Source organism: Paraburkholderia adhaesiva, assembly GCF_021390575.1.
In the GTDB taxonomy this organism is placed as follows: domain Bacteria; phylum Pseudomonadota; class Gammaproteobacteria; order Burkholderiales; family Burkholderiaceae; genus Paraburkholderia; species Paraburkholderia adhaesiva.
In genome coordinates, this window is record NZ_JAJEJQ010000003.1 from 890,450 (window position 1) to 908,668 (window position 18,219).

At 59.3% G+C, this 18,219-nt stretch carries 18 protein-coding genes; 6 read left to right on the forward strand and 12 right to left on the reverse strand.

Annotation, left to right across the window (positions count from 1 at the left end):
* Window positions 1-101 precede the first annotated feature (101 nt).
* Window positions 102-1,109 (reverse strand): AraC family transcriptional regulator, encoded by a 1,008-nt coding sequence (locus tag L0U80_RS27980; protein WP_233873917.1) that lies wholly within the window; start codon window positions 1,107-1,109, stop codon window positions 102-104.
* Window positions 1,110-1,276: 167 nt separating this feature from the next.
* Between L0U80_RS27980 and L0U80_RS27985 the strand changes: the two genes are divergently transcribed.
* From L0U80_RS27985 to L0U80_RS27995, 3 genes are all read left to right on the forward strand, one after another.
* Window positions 1,277-1,711, forward strand: coding sequence for a GFA family protein (locus tag L0U80_RS27985; protein ID WP_233873741.1), 435 nt, complete (start codon window positions 1,277-1,279; stop codon window positions 1,709-1,711).
* Between the two features lie 526 nt (window positions 1,712-2,237).
* The gene (locus tag L0U80_RS27990; RefSeq protein WP_233873744.1) at window positions 2,238-2,375 is read left to right on the forward strand and encodes a DUF3563 family protein; all 138 of its coding nucleotides are present in this window, start codon (window positions 2,238-2,240) and stop codon (window positions 2,373-2,375) included.
* Between the two features lie 371 nt (window positions 2,376-2,746).
* Window positions 2,747-2,989, forward strand: coding sequence for a hypothetical protein (locus L0U80_RS27995; protein ID WP_233873747.1), 243 nt, complete (start codon window positions 2,747-2,749; stop codon window positions 2,987-2,989).
* A gap of 163 nt (window positions 2,990-3,152) precedes the next feature.
* Here the strand turns inward: L0U80_RS27995 and L0U80_RS28000 are convergent, their stop codons facing one another.
* Entirely contained in the window at window positions 3,153-3,794 is a 642-nt protein-coding gene (locus L0U80_RS28000) for a LysE family translocator (RefSeq protein WP_233873750.1), read from the reverse strand.
* A 116-nt stretch (window positions 3,795-3,910) separates the two neighbouring features.
* Between L0U80_RS28000 and L0U80_RS28005 the strand changes: the two genes are divergently transcribed.
* Together L0U80_RS28005 and L0U80_RS28010 are read left to right on the forward strand one after the other, a co-directional pair.
* Window positions 3,911-4,357 carry an Lrp/AsnC family transcriptional regulator gene (locus L0U80_RS28005; protein WP_233873753.1) on the forward strand — a complete coding sequence of 149 codons (447 nt, stop codon included), beginning with the start codon at window positions 3,911-3,913 and terminating at the stop codon, window positions 4,355-4,357.
* A gap of 336 nt (window positions 4,358-4,693) precedes the next feature.
* Window positions 4,694-6,256: a methyl-accepting chemotaxis protein gene (locus L0U80_RS28010; protein WP_233873755.1), complete on the forward strand. Its 1,563-nt coding sequence runs from the start codon at window positions 4,694-4,696 to the stop codon at window positions 6,254-6,256.
* An 843-nt stretch (window positions 6,257-7,099) separates the two neighbouring features.
* Here the strand turns inward: L0U80_RS28010 and L0U80_RS28015 are convergent.
* The 10 genes from L0U80_RS28015 to hcaE all read right to left on the reverse strand — a co-directional run bounded on the left by L0U80_RS28015 (window position 7,100) and on the right by hcaE (window position 16,312).
* The gene (locus L0U80_RS28015; protein ID WP_233873758.1) at window positions 7,100-7,963 is read right to left on the reverse strand and encodes an alpha/beta fold hydrolase; all 864 of its coding nucleotides are present in this window, start codon (window positions 7,961-7,963) and stop codon (window positions 7,100-7,102) included.
* 98 nt (window positions 7,964-8,061) lie between these two features.
* A complete protein-coding gene (gene dmpG, locus L0U80_RS28020) occupies window positions 8,062-9,087 on the reverse strand; it encodes a 4-hydroxy-2-oxovalerate aldolase (RefSeq protein ID WP_233873761.1) in 1,026 nt (341 codons plus the stop codon).
* 23 nt (window positions 9,088-9,110) lie between these two features.
* Window positions 9,111-10,064 (reverse strand): acetaldehyde dehydrogenase (acetylating), encoded by a 954-nt coding sequence (locus L0U80_RS28025; protein WP_233873764.1) that lies wholly within the window; start codon window positions 10,062-10,064, stop codon window positions 9,111-9,113.
* Window positions 10,065-10,077: 13 nt separating this feature from the next.
* Entirely contained in the window at window positions 10,078-10,866 is a 789-nt protein-coding gene (gene mhpD, locus L0U80_RS28030) for a 2-keto-4-pentenoate hydratase (RefSeq protein WP_233873767.1), read from the reverse strand.
* 158 nt (window positions 10,867-11,024) lie between these two features.
* Window positions 11,025-12,230 carry a 3-phenylpropionate/cinnamic acid dioxygenase ferredoxin--NAD(+) reductase subunit gene (gene hcaD, locus L0U80_RS28035; protein ID WP_233873771.1) on the reverse strand — a complete coding sequence of 402 codons (1,206 nt, stop codon included), beginning with the start codon at window positions 12,228-12,230 and terminating at the stop codon, window positions 11,025-11,027.
* A gap of 8 nt (window positions 12,231-12,238) precedes the next feature.
* Window positions 12,239-13,201 (reverse strand): 3-carboxyethylcatechol 2,3-dioxygenase, encoded by a 963-nt coding sequence (locus L0U80_RS28040; protein WP_233873773.1) that lies wholly within the window; start codon window positions 13,199-13,201, stop codon window positions 12,239-12,241.
* A 66-nt stretch (window positions 13,202-13,267) separates the two neighbouring features.
* Window positions 13,268-14,080, reverse strand: a complete 813-nt coding sequence (gene hcaB / locus L0U80_RS28045; RefSeq protein WP_233873776.1) for a 3-phenylpropionate-dihydrodiol/cinnamic acid-dihydrodiol dehydrogenase — start codon at window positions 14,078-14,080, stop codon at window positions 13,268-13,270.
* The gene (hcaC, locus tag L0U80_RS28050) at window positions 14,077-14,403 is read right to left on the reverse strand and encodes a 3-phenylpropionate/cinnamic acid dioxygenase ferredoxin subunit (RefSeq protein WP_233873778.1); all 327 of its coding nucleotides are present in this window, start codon (window positions 14,401-14,403) and stop codon (window positions 14,077-14,079) included. The genes hcaB and hcaC overlap by 4 nt, the downstream gene beginning before the upstream one ends.
* A gap of 2 nt (window positions 14,404-14,405) precedes the next feature.
* The gene (hcaF, locus tag L0U80_RS28055) at window positions 14,406-14,951 is read right to left on the reverse strand and encodes a 3-phenylpropionate/cinnamic acid dioxygenase subunit beta (protein WP_233873781.1); all 546 of its coding nucleotides are present in this window, start codon (window positions 14,949-14,951) and stop codon (window positions 14,406-14,408) included.
* Window positions 14,948-16,312: a 3-phenylpropionate/cinnamic acid dioxygenase subunit alpha gene (hcaE, locus tag L0U80_RS28060; RefSeq protein WP_233873784.1), complete on the reverse strand. Its 1,365-nt coding sequence runs from the start codon at window positions 16,310-16,312 to the stop codon at window positions 14,948-14,950. Before hcaE ends, hcaF begins: the two co-directional genes overlap by 4 nt.
* Before the next feature lie 140 nt (window positions 16,313-16,452).
* On the opposite strand from hcaE, the gene L0U80_RS28065 reads away from it, so the two are divergent.
* Window positions 16,453-17,349, forward strand: a complete 897-nt coding sequence (locus tag L0U80_RS28065) for a LysR substrate-binding domain-containing protein (protein WP_233873787.1) — start codon at window positions 16,453-16,455, stop codon at window positions 17,347-17,349.
* Window positions 17,350-18,219: the final 870 nt, after the last annotated feature.

The window sequence follows — 18,219 nt, forward strand, 5'->3', positions numbered from 1 at the left end:
GTCGCCATCGGCGTACTGCCAGATTAACAGTGCTGGAGTTCAGAACGTCACGACGCCAATATGGTTCGAAGCAGCTCTCGTCATGCTCGCTGCCGAGCCGTTCAGGGACCGCGACTGACGAAACTATCGACGTTTGCCTTCACACGGCAACTTCGCCAGGCCGCTGGTGGCATGCCAAATTCGCGCTTGAATGCCCGATTGAACGCCGCCTCCGAATCGTAGCCGACCTGTTCCGCAACGGCAGCAACTGACTTGCCCTCGGCAAGCAGCTCTCTCGACGCGATCTGCAGGCGCCATCTCGCCAGATACTGCATGGGCGGCTGTCCCAGCAGCTCCGTGAACCGTTGCGCCAATGCCGAGCGCGAAAGTCCCACCGTTCGCGCGAGTTCATCGACCGTCCAGGCACGCGAAGGCTGAGCATGAAGCACCGACAATGCACGCCCGACGAACCGGTCGCGCAATCCCGCCAGCCATCCTGTCCGTTCCTGCGGCAGCGCTTCAATACAACGCCGCACCGCTTCAACAAAGAGCAGTTCGGACAGCCTCGCAAGGACGATCGCGCCGCCCGCGCGCCATTGCGCGGCCTCGGTCGCCGCGAATTGAAGCGAATATTCGAGCCACGCGGATTGAGGATCCTTTCGCATATCGATTTTGAAGAGCCTCGGCAGCGAGCACAGCAAAGGATTGTCGAAGATCTCGTCGCAGCCGAGAAAGCCGCACACGACGCTCGTCCGTGCGCCGCCGCCTCCGTAGCACAGCCTCATCACCTGGCCTGGCGCTGTCTGCAACTGATCGGCCAGCAGGGGGCTGGCGCATGCGGGAGAGAGGTCCAAAGCGCTTCCCAGGATGTGCGCTTCGCCTCTTGGCACGACGAGCAGTTCGCCAGCATCGAGGTGAATGGTCGAGGCAGGATCGTCCGCCAGTCGCGCCGAACAACTGCCTTCGGTAACAAGATGGTATGAGATGACGTGTTCAGACTTCAGCAGGAAGGCGGCGCAGAGCGTTTCATCCGCCTGGCCGAACACACACCATGGCGTAGTGAACTCTCCGTTGAGGTACACGGCGCCACTTAACCGCACGACCCGAAGCACATCGGAAAGCGCATCCATTTCCATGCCCGTCAACTCCGGCGTCCTGGACAAGAAATCTGGACGCCTGGTCAATCCGTGATATGACTGACGCGGAGATACTAGCACCCACCACATTCAACTACAACGTACAGTACATGCGAAAGCGGATGTGGAAGAGTCAATGCGAGTCATGGAGGCGATGCGTCATGAGCAACGAAACTATTTACTCCGGCAGCTGCTTTTGCGGCGCGGTCCAATTCACAGTCAGCGGTGAGCCGGCCGGAATGGGTTATTGTCATTGTGATTCATGTCGAAGCTGGTCGGCCGGCCCCGTCAACGCCTTCACGTTATGGCATCCGGACGCGGTACAGATCACGCAAGGTGCGGACAATATCGGCACTTACAACAAAACGCCCCACAGCTACCGCAAGTGGTGCAGAACGTGTGGCGGTCACCTCTTCACTGAACACCCAGGCATGGGGCTCATCGACGTGTACGCGGCAGTTATGCCGGACTTTCCGTACCAAGCGGGCATCCATGTCCATTATCAGGAGACGAGGCTGAAAATGACGGACGGACTCACCAAAATGAAGGACCTCCCCCGTGAAATGGGCGGGTCGGGAATCACGATAGCCGAATGAGACATTCGGGTCCTCGACCGCCACAATGCCCGGTCGCCGGCCAACACCCTCGTCACCGTTCTCGCTTCATTCAATCAGGGCTTGCCTGGCTTCCTTGACAGCCGCGATCGTTTTGGCGACCACACGCCGGCGTTCCCGCGCGAGCATCTCGAAGTCGTGGTCGCGCGCAAGTTATGCCCTGAGCTCGCGCCGACGACATCCGAATACGGACCAACCGTTTGGTCTGCATCGTAAATGACCGACGTAGCAGATTGCCTCCGCCAGGGGGCAAGAGGACACGCCTGCGGCAACCGGACTTTCGCTCGAATAGCGTTCGGCAAAAGACGACAGGTTCTGCCGCTCGTGTCGCAACAGGATCCCACTGCGGTCGTCAATTAAGCCTCTGAACATGGTGGCATGGTCGAGGCGTAAATACCGCGGTCGATCCGCGCTGGAATCCAACGGCAGTCGTCGCCACACGCTACCGACCGAACCGGGCTCTTCGGAGCACACCATGTATGCATACCTTCGCATTTTCGGAACCACCATGTTTGCGTACCTTCTCAACAAGCTGCGCAGCGTGCTTGAACGATCTGAACACAGTCGTCGCGATACCTACCTCGCGTCGTCGGTCGATCTTTGCGAGCTTGAACGCCGCATGCGCTCATTCGAAACGCACGGCTGATGCCGCCTTTTTGCCAGGATTCTGCGTGCTCTGGCATTCACCACATTCGTCCTGGCCGACGTTTCATGGCGGTCGTGGACTGGAACCGTCGGCGGCGAAAACCTGGATCATGCGCCGTTGAGATTGCGCGGGTTTCGCCGCCGACGGTCCGACCTCTTCGCCATTAAATGAAATCACTTGTGCGACCAACGAAGAGGTATAGCTATCGCAGTCATACCATCGACGCTCTGTTCATACCGGCGGTGACTATTCCGAATTTCGTGCGAGCAATAAAGTGTCCGAGAAACTACACGGGCGAATATCGGTATTGGAATTGCGATTCAAGTGAGTTCAGCCATAATCCAGAAAACGTCGCCGGAGTTCACCCACTCATGAAGCCCCGTTGCCTGGCAGCAGTTCTCGTCGTTCTCGCTATCGGCTGCACAACGACTCCGGCGAACAATCAGCCGGCGGGCGAGTCGAATGTCTACATCCTGCACGCTCCCTACGGCGCACAGTCCACTGGCTCCACGACAAGACCACCGAGACTCACTGTCGGCACCAGCTACTCCGACACGCAACTTATTCTGCCGTGGTTCCTCAATGACCTGATCGACTTCGTGAACTATCGCTAGTCACACAACGACGAGTTGCGGCGTGACTGGGAGCAACCCCGGACGTTCTCGTTTCGCGACTGGCAAAGCAAACAGCTTAAGTGCCGATCAGACGTCGTCGGTCATGCGATCACCCGCAGCCTGGCGACATCGACGGATAGCTCATGAGACGAGTGCTCAAAGCCTAAATGAGGTAACGCAGTCCAACGACCAGTTGAAAACCCCCGAACAGCGCGATGGCGAGGGCCGACAGGCGCGCGACACCATGCATCAGCGACTCAGGCATCTTTCTGCGCAGCGAGGCCGTGACGCCGCTCAAGCACAGCCACCATGCCGCAGAACCGGCAAACACGCCGCCAACCATAGACAACACCGTTAACCACCCTGCCCCCTCCTGCGCTGTTTGCCCGGCGGACAGCGGCCCAAGCGCCGCAAAAACCGCGATGAACGAGAGGATCGTCATCGGGTTGGACAGCGTTAGACCGAACGTCGTCAGGAATTCACGCAGCAACGTTGTGCGCGGTATTGCTGGCAGATCCGTCTGCGAAGTCGGCGCCTCGCGTGCGATGCTCCAGGCCAGCCAGATGAGAAACGCCCCGCCGCCGGTCTTCAGGACAATACTCAGCCACGGCAGGGCCGTCGCGATCCCTACGATACCGATCGCACCGAGCAATCCATAAATCGCGTCGGCGCAGGCCGCACCCATGCCTGTCGCAAAGCCCGAACGGAAACCACGACTCAGGCTGCGCTGGATGCAAAGCATGCCAATGGGGCCGACTGGGGCAGCGATGGAAAGCCCGATCATCACCGACTTGATAAACAGCATTTTCCTTTCCCCTACGTTACGCACTTTTTGAAGTGGCATAGTAGGCCATACACGGTTTCCGTAGAAGGCATTATTTAAGGTAAATTGGCGAATCGACCTTAAAATTTACTTCCACCATGGACGAATTAGACTGGAAGTTGCTTTCGCTCTTGCAGGACAACGCCCGCATGACCTATACGGAGCTCGCTCGCCAGATTCATTTGTCGGTGCCGGCAGCGACGGAACGTGTGAAGCGTCTCGAAGATGCCGGAATCATCGAGGGGTACGTGGCAAAGGTGAACGCAGTTGCGGCGGGGTACGCGGTGAGTGCGCTGATCGCTATCACCGTGCCGCAGCCGGCGAAAGTGAAGTTTCTGAAATTGCTCGATACGATTCCCCAGATACTCGAATGCCATCACGTGACCGGGGCGGACTCTTACATCATACGATTAGTGGCAGTGAGTATGGCGAGCCTGGAACGGTTGATCGAGCAGATCAACCTGTATGGCGAAACCCGCACGTCAATCGTAATGTCGACACCGCTGCCTCCTCGCGCGTTGAAACAGCCACCTGCCAGTAAATAACGCGAGCCAGATGAAGTACCTGCTTTACCTTGAAACGAATCTTTCCTGCAGTGCTACGCGCAACACCAGGTTTGTTCGAGTTGCCCCTGTGAGGTCGTGGCCAATTCACCCTGTCGGCTAGTAGCGCGAAGCCTCCCCCTGCAACACCCATTGCCATTCCGGCCCAGATAGCGTGTGCGAGACGCGCCCTGGAAGCCGGGTGACTTCATTTTCTGTGAATAAATTCCGGCTTCACAGTTGCGCGACCTCAATATTTACCTCTGCCCGCCGTTAGCCTGTATGCACACTGTAATCAAGCCGTGGCCCAACGAAATACAGTCTGACCCTCATTAAGACATGCGAACTAATTTACCTGTAACGCAGCACGAGTACGACTTCCCGCGTGACGCGACGCTCATGTCGACCACGGATACGCAAAGCAATATCACCTACGCGAACGCAGCATTTGTCCAGGTCAGCGGGTTCGACAACCATGAAATCCTCGGCCAACCCCACAATCTGGTTCGGCACCCGGATATGCCGCCGCAAGCATTTGCGGATATGTGGTCAACCCTAAAGGCGGGTCGTTCGTGGACGGCCCTCGTAAAAAACCGGCGCAAGAACGGTGACCACTACTGGGTACGGGCGAATGCCGCTCCGATCATTCGCAATGAGCGATTGACGGGATACCTGTCGGTGCGAACCAAGCCCGAGCGCAACGAGATCGAAGCCGCCGAGCGCCTCTATCGAGCGTTCCGCGAGGACAAAGCCGGCCAGCGAAAATTTCATCAAGGCCTGATCGTTCGCACTGGATTGTTGGCGTGGACATCGTTATTGCAGACCATGCCGGTTCGGTGGCGAATTCGCTCGGCGCTAATGGTGTCGTTTGTGCCAACCCTTCTGCTTGCACGTATGCTGGATCTGTCCGGCTGGATGCTCGGCGGCTTCGCGGCCGTGGGTGCGGTATTCGCCCTGCTCACTTCTTTCTGGCTCGAAAGACAGATCTCCAGTCCACTGCAGGTTGTACTGAAACAGGCGCTCGCCGTTGCGGCCGGCCAACCCGGCCAAAACGTCCACTTGAACCGCGTCGACGAGATCGGAATGATCCTGCGTGCGGTCAATCAGTCGGGCCTCAATCTGCGCTCGCTCGTAGACGACGTGAGCGAACAGCTTGGCGGACTCCGGCAGTCCAGCAGCGACATCGTAGCGGGCAACAACGACCTCAATGACCGTAGCGTGCATTCGGCGGCGAGCCTGGAGCAGACCGCAGCCTCGATGGAAGAGATGACGGCTACGGTCAAAAACAACGCGGACACCGCGCTGCAAGCGAGCGCGCTCGCCGGGCAGACAAGCGATGCGGCATCCGAGGGTGATACGGCAGTCGGCAAGGTCGTGGAAACGATGAAGGAGATTACCGACGCCAGCAAGAAAATCAGCGAGATCACCAGCGTGATCGAAAGCATCGCTTTTCAGACGAACATCCTCGCATTGAATGCGGCGGTCGAGGCCGCACGTGCCGGGGAACAGGGGCGTGGATTCGCGGTTGTGGCGGGTGAAGTCCGAGCGCTCGCGCAGCGCAGCTCGACGGCAGCAAGAGAGATCACGGCGCTGATTAACGACAGTGTTGCGAGAACGGCCACTGGCGGTGAGCTGGTCAACAAGGCCGGCGATTCGATGCGAAACATCATGAGCCGGGTCGCACGGGTCACTGACCTCATCAATGAAATCAGTTCCGCGACGAGGGAACAGTCCGAGGGAATTGCGCAGGTCAATGTTGCTGTGACGCAGCTCGACCAGATGACCCAGCAGAATGCCGGACTGGCTCAGGAATCCGCCACGGCCGCAAGCAGCCTTGAAGTCAGGACGCGCAAATTGACCGATGCGGTCGGCGTGTTCCAGAGCAGTGCGGACATCGCGTAAGGGGTGTCCTGAGTACTGCGGACACGTCGGGGTTGATCGCAGCGACGGGCATGAGCAAACGATGCCCGTCGCAATTGACGCGCCGATGAATCAACCCCGCCTTGTACCAGCCGTTGATCGTGAGTGGTCCGACTTGCGCCCTCATACGGATCAATAGCTTGCGGTCGTGCGTTGTTTAGACTTTGTCCCGCTCAGTTGATGGAGTGGGACAAAAAATTTTTGCTCGCACCACATGCTGCCCGGCGAAGTTACGCGAGTTTATTCTCGATGACGACCGGTGAACCGCCGTCCGGGACGATCACGGGCGGGCTAATACCCATGCCACCAAGTGAGCGCCTGACTTGACACATTGCGCCGCGCAAACGTTTTCGTGTTAAGTGTAAGAAATAAGTTGTTTACTGCGTCGTCCTTAGCGCTCATTATTTCCGGATCAAGCAATAAAAAATACGAGAATGGCAATATTCGGGGTGGTGTCGTTCGGCGCTATCGTTGTGGCAATTTTTGTGGGTTCGGAAAATCCGACACTGAAGGCTCGCCTACACAGAGCGATTGCACGACGGCAAGCAAGGCATGGTCAGGGAAGCGCAGACTCCCTGAATAGTAGTCACAGCGCTCGCGCGCTTGAGGAAGAGGCGGCCCTGGCGATCGAAGTCGAACGGGAGCGCCACGAGCCTTACCCGCGTGAGTGGGAATAAGGTGCTGCAACTTTGGCTTCATACCGCGATCGACGGATTGGCACACACCGTCGTTAATTTCGGCCGCTGAGTTGTAGCAACTGTCGCCCCGACTCCGGACTGGTTGCCGCGAACTGCGGCAGTCACATAATCGAAGCGCCGCGCCAGCTCAGTGTTGCAGGAAGTCCAGCACCATGCGATTAAATGCGTCCGCATGCTCCCACTGCGCCCAGTGGCCGCAACGGTTGAATACGTGCAGCTGCGCGTTCTGCATTCCCGCGAGCAGTCGCAGACCCGTATCCATCGGCACGAAACGATCGTCGCGGCCCCAGATCACGAGCGTCGGCGCGGCGATTTCGCCCAGGCGCGGACCGTAGTCGGTGAACTGCTTCGGATTCGCCGCGAGGCTCTTCACGAAGTTCTCCAGGTGATCGCGACGTGCGAGCATGTTGTCGAGGCGCGCCTGCATCAGTGCGTCGGTGAGCGCGCTCGCATCGTAGACGAACACATTCATCATGCGCTTGAGGTTCTCGATGGTCGGCTCGCGATAGAGACCCTGAAGCAGCTTGATGCCTTCGGTCGGCATCGGTGCGAAATTGCTCGGACCGGCCGTGCCGCCACCCATCAGCACGAGCTTGCCGACGCGTTGCGGGTTCGCGAGCGCGAACGCCACGGCGCTGTGGCCGCCCATCGAATTGCCGAGGATATGCACGCGCTCGATGCCGAGCACGTCGAGCAGGCCGTTTAGCGTGCGGCCGTTGAGTTCGGAGCGCGATCCGGTGCAGACGATCGGATCGCTCTTGCTCCAGCCGAGGCAATCCATGAGGATCACGCGATAACCGGCCGCGACGAGCGGCTCGACGTTGCGGTTAAAGTTCGCCCAGCCGCTCGCGCCCGGACCCGAACCGTGCAGCATCACGACCGTTTCGGCGCCCGCACCCACGTCGTTGTAGTGAATCTGTACGTCCTGATCGTCCACCTTTACGCGGGCGAACTTGCTCGTCGACGCTTCCGTGATTGCCTGTGCAGTCATGATGACCTTCCTCTTTAAAACCTGGTTAATCGCCGGGGAGGAACCATCGGCTCCTCCCGCCATTCAGATCGCGAAGACCGTGCGCGGTGCCGCTGTATTTATTGCTGACCAGCTTCAGCGCGCTTCTTCAAATCAAGCGCCACGTCAACAATCATGTCCTCCTGGCCACCCACCATACGGCGCTTGCCCAGTTCAACCAGAATGTCGACGGTCTTCAGGCCGTACTTCTTCGCAGCGACTTCCGAATGGCGCAGGAAGCTCGAATACACCCCCGCATAGCCCAGCGCGAGCGTCTCGCGATCCACGCGCACCGGACGGTCCTGCAGCGGACGCACGATGTCGTCGGCTGCGTCCATCAGCGTGTACAGATCCGTGCCGTGATTCCACCCCATGCGCTCGGCCGCGCCGATGAACACTTCGAGCGGCGCATTGCCCGCCCCCGCGCCCATCCCCGCGAGCGACGCATCGATGCGGTCACAGCCCTCTTCCACCGCGACCATCGAGTTCGCCACGCCCAGCGACAGGTTGTGGTGCGCGTGCATGCCCGTCGTCGTCTCCGGCTTGAGCACGCCCTTGAGCGCGCGGAAGCGGTCGCGCACGTCATTCATCGTCAGCGCACCACCGGAATCGACCACGTAAATGCAGGTCGCGCCATAGCTTTCCATCTTCTTCGCTTCGATGGCGAGATTCTCCGGCGTGGTCATGTGGCTCATCATCAGGAAGCCCACCGTGTCCATGCCGAGTTCGCGCGCATACTCGATGTGCTGCTTCGAGATGTCCGCTTCGGTGCAGTGCGTGGCCACACGTACCACGCGCGCGCCTGCGTTGTACGCGGCCTTCAGGTCGTGAATCGTGCCGATGCCCGGCAGCAGCAGCGTCGCAATCTGCGCGTGCGTAACGACGTCGGCCACCGCCTCGATCCATTCGAGGTCGCTGTGCGCGCCAAAACCGTAGTTGAAGCTCGAGCCCTGCAGGCCGTCGCCGTGTGCCACTTCGATCGAATCGACCTTCGCGCGGTCCAGTGCGCGGGCGATGTCCTGCACGTTCTGGATCGAGTACTGGTGGCGGATTGCGTGGCTGCCGTCGCGCAGCGTCACGTCGGAGATATAGAGTTTCTTGCTCATGTTCGTGGTTCTCGCGTTGTCGTTCAGGCGGCCACAGCGGCGCTGGCGATGCGCTCCGCGGTAGCCAGCGCCGCCGAGGTCATGATGTCGAGGTTGCCCGCGTAGGCCGGCAGATAGTGCGCCGCGCCTTCGACTTCGAGAAACACCGAGGTCTTCAGGCCGCTGAATTTGCCGAGGCCCGGGATGTTGAGCGGTGCACTCTCGGGGATCACGTCAAACTGCACCTTCTGCTTGAGGCGGTAGCCCGGCACGTAGGCGTGCACGGCCTTCGCCATTTCCTCGACCGACGCTTCCACCCGCGCCTGGTCCGCAAGTTCGGACAGCACGTACACGGTGTCGCGCATCATCACCGGCGGCTCGGCGGGATTGAGCACGATGATCGCCTTGCCCTTCGCCGCGCCACCCACCACTTCGATGGCCTTGGACGTCGTTTCGGTGAATTCGTCGATGTTCGCGCGCGTGCCCGGGCCCGCCGACTTGCTGCTGATCGAGGCGACGATTTCCGCGTAATGCACCTTCGCCACGCGCGAGACGGCGGCCACCATCGGGATCGTCGCCTGGCCGCCGCACGTGACCATATTCACGTTCGGCGCGTCGATCTGCGCGTCGAGGTTGACCACCGGCACGCAGTACGGACCGATCGCCGCGGGCGTGAGGTCGATCACGCGGATGCCGGGCTTGTGCTGGCGCAGGAACGCGTCGTTCTTCACGTGCGCGCCGGCCGAGGTGGCGTCGAACACCACGTCGATGTCTTTAAAGACGGGCAGGTTCACGAGGCCCTGCACGCCTTCGTGCGTGGTCGCAACGCCCAGGCGCGCGGCGCGCGCGAGGCCGTCCGAGGCGGGGTCGATACCGACCATCGCGCCCATTTCCAGATGCTTGCCGTGCCGCATGATCTTGATCATGAGGTCGGTGCCGATGTTGCCCGATCCGATGATCGCAGCCTTGAGTTTTTGCGTTGCCTGTTGCGTTGCCATTTGCATCCTCTGATCAGGCGGTGAAAGTCGCGCGGACGCTGCCGAGCCCTTCGATCTGCGCGGTAAAAGTGCCCGCTTCCTTGACGGCCACCATCGGGCCGAGCGCGCCGGTGAGTACGACGTCACCGGCACGCAGCGGCGTGCCGAGCTGCACCATGCGGTCGGCGAGCCACACGGCCGCGTTCAGCGGATTGCCGAGGCACGCTGCGCCATTGCCGCGCGAGCGCACTTCACCCTCGCGCGTAAGTTCCATTGCGCACGCGGTGAGGTCGATCTGCGAGAGCGGCACCGGGCGGCTACCCACCACGAAGCGCGCGCTCGAGGCGTTGTCGGCCACGGTGTCGACGAAACGGATATCCCAGTTCGCGATGCGGCTGTCTACGACTTCGATCGCGGCCAGCGCATAGGCGCTCGCGTTGATGATGTCGACGAAGGTGTGTTTTTCGTGCGTGAGGTCCCGCTCCAGCACGAGCGCGATTTCCGCTTCGACCTTCGGCTGGATCAGCTGCGCGAGCGGGATCGGTTCGCCGTCGCCGTAGGCCATCGACGCGAACAGCGCGCCAAAGTCGGGCTGGTCGACGCCTAGCTGCTTTTGCACCGCAAGCGAGGTGAGGCCGATCTTGCGGCCCACGATGCGCTCGCCGTTGGCCACGCGCAGGTCCACGTTGGCCTGTTGCACGGCGTAGGCGGTGGCCATGTCGTCGAGGGCGATTTCGCCGCGCACGGGGGCGATCGTGTCACGCGAGGCTTCCGCGGCGCGCAGGCGCGCGGCGAGCGTCGTGACGAGGTTCGAGTTAGACATCGCGTTCTCCTTGATGCGTTCCGTCATGCCGCCGGCGTGGCGTGACCGGAAAACTCTTTGCGGCGTGTTGCCGTGAATAAAATCTCGTGCTGAATAGTCAGTCAGGGCACGACCGCTGTTGTGCGGTAGTGCCCTGCGAATTAACTCGAGAAATCAGGTCAGTCCTGCATCATCTTTCGCAGATCGACGGTCGGATCCAGAAGGCGCTGTGAGTCCGCGTGACACCGTGCTGCAATCAGTGCCTTCAGATGACGCATTTCCCGTCCCTTGTTGACGGCCACGGCACCCACCACAACGTCATCGCGCACGCCCAGCCAGATGAACCCGGCATCGTTCACATCACCGCGGATCAGCCACTGTGGAGCTTCCATATCGCCGGCCAGCTGGATATTCCGTCCGCACTGGTCCGTCCAGAACCACGGCACCCCTGTCTCCGCTTCCTCGACACCGAGCATGGCGCGTGCGGCGGTCAGCGCCTGACGGTTCGCGTTCTCCCAGGTTTCACGGCGCAGCCATTGGTGACTCACGCTGTCCCACTGGCTCGTTACGTCGCCAGCGGCATAAATATCGGAATCCGAAGTACGTCCGTATTCGTCGATGACAATTCCACCGGATATTTTCAGGTTTGCTGAGACTGCCGCTTCCGTGCACGGCTCCGCACCGACACCGTAGACCACTGCATCGCCACGCAGGAGCGTTCCATCGGCCAGCTCCAGCACAATATCGCCAGCTTCACGACGTGCGCTTTCCAGCGACGCCCCTAGATGAAACGTGACGCCACGCTCACGATGCAAGTCACACAGATACGATCTCAACGGCGCAGGTGCGCAACGCCCCATGACCGAATCGGCTCGTTCGATCACTGTCACGTGAGTGCCGAGATCCACCAGGCTCGAAGCCAGTTCAAGCCCGATCACACCACCACCGACAATCAAAATACGCCGACCCGGCATAAGTTCGGCACGTAGTGCCTGTGCGTCATCGAGCGTACGCAGGACATGAATGCCCCGCGCCAGACAGTCCAGCATCGGGAGGCGCCGGGCACGCGATCCGGTTGCAATGAGCAACTTGTCATAGGCGACAGTCGATCCGTCATCGAGATCGAGCGTGTGCGCCTGCGGATCGACCTTCAGCACCCGCAAACCGCGTCGCAGTTCGATCTTTTGCTCGGCGTAGAAGCTGTCCGCAAAGATTTCGCTGCGTGTCGCATCGGGTTGAATCAACATGTCTTTCGACAGCGGCGGCCGCTCATAGGGAAAATGGGCCTCCTCTCCGATAAGGATCACCCGACCGTCGAATCCGCGACGACGCAATTCCGCCGCAGCGGTCGCTCCGGCCTGACCAGCGCCCGCAATTACATACACGGGACACGTCATCGCGCAGCCACACCCTCGCTGGATTTAGGGGCGGCACTCATGATGCCCATACCCGCAATCCAGACGTCGATAGGTTCATAGAAGTTGACCTGCGCATCGTAGGGACCAAATTCGGAAAGCGCCGCAAATGCCGCGATCCACGCACGGATTTCCTGACCACCACGACCACCTTCGCGCAAAATCTCTTCGTCGCTCAACGCGGCCAGCCGATTGAAGTCGCCTGCGCGGAAGCTTTCCATCAGTTGCCGGTCCCATTCGGGATTAAGCCGCAATGAGGGACCCTCGCCACGCGCAAGCGACTGCCCGGTGGCAAGCACATTCGCCTCGCGGCGAGCGCGTGCTTCACGGGACGGATTACGGCCGCTGATGAGAAACTCCTCGACCTCGGGCGGCACTGCGCCCATCTGCGGCGTCGGCGGGTCATGCGACAGGCCGCCCGAGCCAATGATGAGGACGCGTTGATCCTGCTTCGCCAGTTGACGACCAACCGCACGACCCAGGGCGACAGTGCGCTGGCAGCTCGGGAAAGGCTTCGCCGCGCCGTTGATGAACACCGGGATCACCGGGTAGCGATCAGTCGAACCGCACAGCAATTCGAGCGGCTGCGTGAATCCGTGATCGACCTGCATACGGTACGAGTAAGCAGTATCGACGCCATCAGCGAGAACGCCACGCACTAACGAGAGCGCTCGCTCCTCGGGTAGCTTGAACTCGCACTGGCCATTGCCCCAATCGCCCGCAGGCGCTGCGCGAACGCCCACGCAGAACGAAGGCATCAGGTCGTAGAAAAACCCGTTGAAGTGATCGGGGTAGAAAACGAAGACGAGATCCGGTGCGAACGCACGCACTTCTTCGGCGAGGCTCGCGAACGTCCCTCGCGCCCGTCGTTCGAGATCGGCATCCGGTCGCGCCCCTTCCATGAGGGGTGAATGCGAGGCACAAATGAGCTTGACTGGCATGATGTCTCCTGGCGGTGCACTTCGTGACGAAATGCGCCGCATCCGTGTTGGCAGTAGTTCGATCGACTAGAGGTTCATCCCGCCGGCAGTGTCGCGGATACCCCGAATGCCGAGACCGGCATCGGCATTGATCAGGACACCGCTGAGCGTGCGGTTGTTCGCTCGCGAAGCAAGCAGGACGAATGGGCCGGTGAAGTCAGCCGGCGACGGAAAGAACTGCAGCGGCAGAATGCTGGAAATGCTTTCGGGTGAACGCGAATCCATGATCCGGCGATCGGACTGGCCTAGCGATGCCGGACCACGCAGGTCGGTCGCCATACCGCAGGGACCCACACCGTTGACGCGCACCTTCGGCGCCAGTTCGTAGGCAAGCTCGCGGATCAATCCAACAGCAGCATGCTTGCTCGCCGTATAGAGCGGGCCGCCGCCGCCCGGATAAAAAGAAGAGTTCGACAGGCTGTAGATAATGCTCCCCTGCGATGCAACCAACGCGCGCGACGCAGCTTTCGCACCAAGGAGATAGCCTTTTACATTGATCGCGAACAGTTCATCGAATCCGCTTTCTAGCTGCTCCGGCGTAAGGTCCATGAGGGTCGCCGCATGATCCCAGATCGCCGCATTGCCGATAAAGCAGTCCAGCTTGCCGAAACGCGCAACGGTTGATTCAACGGCTTTACGGTTGTCGTCGTAACAACAGACGTCGCCCTGCACGGCCACTACGGCATCGCCGAAGCGACTGCGCAGCGCGTCGACCTTTTCCGGTGACCGCTCCAGCACGCCGACATGTGCGCCCTCAGCGAGAAAGCGCTCCACGAGTGCGAGCCCGAGACCGGATCCGCCTCCGGTAATGAGCGCTACCTCATCCTTTAACCAGCTCATGCGCTCACCTCCTCCACTTCGACAAAGATCTGACCGCCTTCCTCGACAACCGGAAACGTCCGCAGCGGATCTGTCGCGGGTTGACACAGCGCTTTACCAGTTTTCAGGCAGAATCGCGCGGCGTGCAGTGGGCATTCGACAGTCGCATCGTCTTCCACATACGCCTCCGACATGGAAGCGTTGCCATGACTGCATCGGTCCGATACCGCAAAGAGGCTGCCCGCAACGTTGAATACGGCGATGGCCGCAAACGATTCCCCTTCAACCTTACGCGCGTCGCCGTCGGCCAACGCGCCGCTTTCGCACACGAATACGCGGGCCATGATCAGAAGAACACACTTAGGTTATGGGAAGTCAACACCACCTGATCCAGGACGATCTCGCGATTGCAGATTTCCCAGCCGGCAGTTTTTTCTGCAACTCGACGAACGCGGTCACGACGCATGCCGACGTAGAACGTCTCGTCGCGCTCCTTTTGCGAGCGGTATAGCAGGTAATTGACGCGCACATCGAATTCGCCCTCGGTCTGCGCGGCGCTTACCTGAATGTTCGTGATCAGATGCCGCGTACGTGATGGAGGCTCCTCGGCCCATGCCATTCCGGTTTCAAGACGGGCGACGCGGCGCTCGAGCTGGAATGCGTCTTCGTTGAAGAGCCAGGTCGTAGGCGGCTGCACGCTGCGGCGGCGATCGCGCGTCTGTGCATTGACGACCGTACGCATCGTGTAACGGATGTCTTGCGACAACAATTCAAGCCACGGACGAAACTGCCAGTCGTCCAGCAGTTCGGCTTCATGGAACAGGAACTGGCTGATCTCGTGGTGCAGTTCCAGCGAAACGCTCTTGTTGCGATTTTCAGCGACGCTATTCATTTGACGGTCTCCTCCTGGAACTTCTGGGTACGCTGGTTAATTTCCTCCCACGTGTCGGAAATCAACAGATCAGCCCAACGGCGGTACAGCGCACGAGCAGCCGTTTCCGAGAAGATGTAGTTGGTGATCCCGGGAATACCGTCATCACGCCGGCGTTCGCCATTCAATCCCATTTCCAGACACATCGCCGTGTTTCGGGCCTGGTGGCCTTTCAGCACTTTCTGGATTTCAACCCAATTTTCCGAATCGTCCTGCTCAAGGAAACCAGCGGGGCCAAAGGCTCTTGTGGCGCTACGCTCGAACGCCGCTTTAACGTGATCCGATGCGGCTTTGTCCGCGATACAGAATGCCCATACCTCGACCTGGTCCGGGCCGCGCGGGTGCCATACTCGCAGCGTGGCGGTGCCGTTCAACCACGACAGCGTCGGGAATAAAGTATTGTGTCCAGCAAGACGCAAAGCGCGAATGCGTCCGAGGCGCTGCTCTGCTTCATCAAATGTCTCGCGATAGTATTCCGATACTTCTCCGTCAACCCAGACATTCGCGTCAGGCTGCTCGGTGAAGAAGAAACCGCTTCCGTGACCGGCTTCGCCAAATTGCACGGCATCCTTGGCGGTTTCCCACACCGGACGGTTCGTTTGACCGGTACCCAATGCCTTGTCCTCAGGCGCTGCGTCACGCGCGGCGCCCAGTACCGCCACAGCCGAAACGTGTGAAAACAGCGCGTGATATTGGTCGCTCGCAAACTGCTCGGCCGCAAGTTTCCAGTTGCAGTTAATCGTCCACTTGTGGACGCCGCCCACGATTTCGGTACCGCCTTCGCGTCGATCCAGCACGCCATCCAGGTACCACGCCATATTGCCCATATAGCTTTTTAGATCCGGCGCCTCTGCATCCCAATTACCGAAAATAAGGCCTTTATAGATCTCCACACGGGTGACTTCACGCAGCCCCCACTTTTCCTTGCACAGACCCTGCGGATAGGCCTTCGGCTCCAGCGGCACCTCGACGAGTTGCCCATCCACACCATACGACCATCCGTGATACGGGCAGGTAAACGCACGCGTGTTACCCGAATCGGCATAGCTCACTCGCATCGAGCGGTGACGGCATTGATTCAGAAACGCCTTGACTGAGCCGTCTTTCTGGCGAACGACCACAATCGGATCTTCGCCCATATACGTATTGAAAAAATCTCCCGCCTTCGGAATCTGGCTCTCGTGTGCGAGAAACAACCAGCAACGCCCGAAGATGCGTTCAAGTTCGAGCTGATAGATATCGGGGTCGGTGTAGATAAGGGGCGTGACACGGCCTTTTGCCGCGTCGATCAGTGCATCGACATTGACTGCAGTGGCGGACATGCGGGGGTCTCCTGTTATGTCGCGGCGAATGTGATCAACCTTGACGTGGGTTAATCATCGCAATATGCAGAATGAAGGTGAAATACTTTATTCCCATATCCTGATAGGCCACATCTATAAGTTAAATTGAGATATCCAGAATGGAATTGAGGCAGTTGCGCTATTTCATCGCCGTAGCTGAGGAGTTGAGCTTCACACGCGCAGCTACACGCCTGCATATCGCGCAACCTTCGCTTAGCCAGCAGATTCAGGCATTGGAGCAAGAACTGACCGTGAGTCTTCTGGAACGCTCGAAGCGGCACGTGCAATTGACGACGGCGGGCGTAGCGTTTCTTGAAGAGGCGCGCCTGACACTTAAATACGCTGATCTGGCGCTCAAGAGCGCGCGCGCGGCGGCCGGTCGTGTGGCGTCGCTGTCGATCGGATTTGTCCCAGCCGCCGAGGTCCGGATATTCCCACTAGTCCTGCCCCAGCTTCGGATGAATTTCCCCAATCTCAATATTGAACTGCACAGCTTGCCCACGCCGCATCTTGAGACTGCACTTCGCGAACACCAAGTCGACCTGGCGTTCATGCGTGGTCCTGTTAGCGAAGACCTGCAAAGCGAGATCGTATTGAACGAACCGTTTCTGGCTGTTTTGCCACTGGGTCATCCGCTGTGCGAGCTCGAAAGCATTCCCGTTAGCGCACTGGCAAATGAAAATTTCGTCGGCATGAATCCCGAATATGCCGGGGATCATATGTGCAAAGTCGTGGCGGACTGGGGCGACCAGAACGGATTGACCTGTGATCACATCCATCGCGCCAGCAACGTGTTGCTCGATATAAATCTCGTTGGAATGGGGCTTGGGTATTCCATACTTCCCGCCTATGTAACGGAAATCGCGAGCCGTTCGGTGTGCTGTCGCCCGTTCGACGAACCGGCACCAACGATCGACTTGCTCGCGGTGACTCGCTCGGGTGCACGGTCGGAGCAGCTGAATACGCTGCTCACGCTCGCACGCAATGCTTCATTCGAGCATTGTCACGCTAACTAACCCAGTGTCTAGCTAGCAAAACCCTCCAGCCGTGGTTTTTTTGTTACGTGCTAATGCGCGCGTCGAACGGATCAGCGGCACGTTTAACGTGACGGCCTAACGTTTGGCGGTGCCGCTTTAGCACGCCGCGCTGGCCGTGGTCGGATTGGGCGCGGCCACGCGTTCGACGTTGAACCCCAGAAAGCGCCTAGCGTCGCTTTCCGCCGCCGTTGCAAGTGTGAATCGTGGCCCCCCCGTTGCCGACTAGAACCCGACCATCACTCCACGGAGTGTCGAGTTCATGCAGATTCGCAGCGCTGTCCTTGCCGACTCCCGCGATGCGCGTAAAGCGCTTGTCGACGACCTATCAGTTTATTCCGCAGGTTGATTCGCGGCATTTGAATTTGACGTCGATTTCGTCTATTTGATTAGGCATCCTACTGATACCGAAAAGCATGAATCTCGCGAATAGTTTTGCGACTCTTCACGTGGTTATACCCATAAGATCCCATCGCTAAACATCAATCTTTGCGTCGTAGTTCCTCAAATTCCTGCGCCGGAGTATCAGCCGGTATTCCTGCCGCTGTGCAAGGCACACGAAAGCGGCGATATCTCACGACTCGCGACCAACCTGTCACCCATTACGAACCGACGGCGAATGTCGGCACACGCCTGAACCATTACCCGAATACATCGAACGATCGAAAGGTCGATACAAGGAAATAGTATGCATTGTCACGTGAAGTGCGAAAAACCGACTCATTGCCGCCGTCTCTTCGTCATCGAGAAAGTTTAGGTTTCCAGCTTGTTGTACGTCGTATTTTCTGGAAATGAATTCGATTCCATGCGGCATTCGTTCAAAGAAGTCAACACGTCAATGGAGATTCTCAT

Excerpts from the sequence above, each read along its gene's own strand:
- L0U80_RS27980 (WP_233873917.1), bottom strand. The coding sequence starts at position 1,109 with ATGGATGCGCTTTCCGATGTGCTTCGGGTCGTGCGGTTAAGTGGCGCC.
- L0U80_RS27985 (WP_233873741.1), top strand. The coding sequence starts at position 1,277 with ATGAGCAACGAAACTATTTACTCCGGCAGCTGCTTTTGCGGCGCGGTC.
- L0U80_RS27990 (WP_233873744.1), top strand. The coding sequence starts at position 2,238 with ATGTTTGCGTACCTTCTCAACAAGCTGCGCAGCGTGCTTGAACGATCT.
- L0U80_RS27995 (WP_233873747.1), top strand. The coding sequence starts at position 2,747 with ATGAAGCCCCGTTGCCTGGCAGCAGTTCTCGTCGTTCTCGCTATCGGC.
- L0U80_RS28000 (WP_233873750.1), bottom strand. The coding sequence starts at position 3,794 with ATGCTGTTTATCAAGTCGGTGATGATCGGGCTTTCCATCGCTGCCCCA.
- L0U80_RS28005 (WP_233873753.1), top strand. The coding sequence starts at position 3,911 with ATGGACGAATTAGACTGGAAGTTGCTTTCGCTCTTGCAGGACAACGCC.
- L0U80_RS28010 (WP_233873755.1), top strand. The coding sequence starts at position 4,694 with ATGCGAACTAATTTACCTGTAACGCAGCACGAGTACGACTTCCCGCGT.
- L0U80_RS28015 (WP_233873758.1), bottom strand. The coding sequence starts at position 7,963 with ATGACTGCACAGGCAATCACGGAAGCGTCGACGAGCAAGTTCGCCCGC.
- dmpG (WP_233873761.1), bottom strand. The coding sequence starts at position 9,087 with ATGAGCAAGAAACTCTATATCTCCGACGTGACGCTGCGCGACGGCAGC.
- L0U80_RS28025 (WP_233873764.1), bottom strand. The coding sequence starts at position 10,064 with ATGGCAACGCAACAGGCAACGCAAAAACTCAAGGCTGCGATCATCGGA.
- mhpD (WP_233873767.1), bottom strand. The coding sequence starts at position 10,866 with ATGTCTAACTCGAACCTCGTCACGACGCTCGCCGCGCGCCTGCGCGCC.
- L0U80_RS28040 (WP_233873773.1), bottom strand. The coding sequence starts at position 13,201 with ATGCCAGTCAAGCTCATTTGTGCCTCGCATTCACCCCTCATGGAAGGG.
- hcaB (WP_233873776.1), bottom strand. The coding sequence starts at position 14,080 with ATGAGCTGGTTAAAGGATGAGGTAGCGCTCATTACCGGAGGCGGATCC.
- hcaC (WP_233873778.1), bottom strand. The coding sequence starts at position 14,403 with ATGGCCCGCGTATTCGTGTGCGAAAGCGGCGCGTTGGCCGACGGCGAC.
- hcaF (WP_233873781.1), bottom strand. The coding sequence starts at position 14,951 with ATGAATAGCGTCGCTGAAAATCGCAACAAGAGCGTTTCGCTGGAACTG.
- hcaE (WP_233873784.1), bottom strand. The coding sequence starts at position 16,312 with ATGTCCGCCACTGCAGTCAATGTCGATGCACTGATCGACGCGGCAAAA.
- L0U80_RS28065 (WP_233873787.1), top strand. The coding sequence starts at position 16,453 with ATGGAATTGAGGCAGTTGCGCTATTTCATCGCCGTAGCTGAGGAGTTG.